Raw genomic sequence first — 822 nt, forward strand, 5'->3', positions numbered from 1 at the left:
ACCGCCCGTCCGATGCCGGCCTGCACCGCGGGGACCGTAGAGCGCCGCTGAGCGCCCTCCAGCATGATCCCGGTGGCGAACAGACGCTGGATGACGAGGTCGTGCAGGTCCCGGGCGATCCGGTCGCGGTCCTCGTAGACGGCTAGCCGCTCACGGTCCCGCTGGGCCTCGGCAAGTTTCAGGGCGAGTGCGGCCTGCGCGGCGAAATGGGTGGCCCGCGTCCGCTCGGCCCGGGTGAACGGCCGGCCGCCCCGAATCCGCGGGATGGACAGGGCTCCGAGCACCCAGCCTCCGCTGCGCAGGGGGAGCAGCATGTGCGGGCCGTACTGATCGGCCCGCCTGGTGATCAGCCGTGTGTCGGTCGCCGAGTCGTCCAGGAACACCTCCTCGCCTCGCAGCAGCGCGGCGACCACGGGGCTCTGCGGCGGGATGATCACGCCGAGGGAGGCGGACGGTGTGTCCCCGGCGACGGCCACGAGCTCCAGGCCGCCCCGAGCGGCCGGGAGCAGCACGATGCCGACCTCGGCGTCGGCGAGACGGCGGGCCTGTTCGGCGACGACGGCGAGGGCCCCGTCGGCGTCCCCTCCCGAGAGGAGGGCGGGGGTGACGGCCACCGAACCGGCGATCCACTGCTCACGCCTGCGGGCCGCCTCGTACATCCGCGCGTGCCCGATGGCGATCCCGGCCTCCGTGGCCAGCACGCGCAGCATGTGCAGTTCGCCGTCGCCGAACGCGTTCCCGCCCTGTTTCTCCGCGACGTAGAGATTGCCGAAGGTCCGGCCCTGGTCCTGGACCGGGACCCCGAGGAAGGTACGCATCGTC

The 822-nt window shown here is 73.2% G+C and carries 1 protein-coding gene; it reads right to left on the reverse strand.

Annotated elements, in window-relative coordinates; all coding sequences use genetic code 11:
- On the reverse strand, positions 1-822 hold an 822-nt coding region (locus tag D8M29_RS13085), incomplete at both ends, for a GAF domain-containing protein (protein WP_127446074.1).

Source organism: Micrococcus sp. HSID17227, from assembly GCF_003989405.1.
In the GTDB taxonomy this organism is placed as follows: Bacteria; Actinomycetota; Actinomycetes; order Actinomycetales; family Micrococcaceae; genus Micrococcus; species Micrococcus luteus.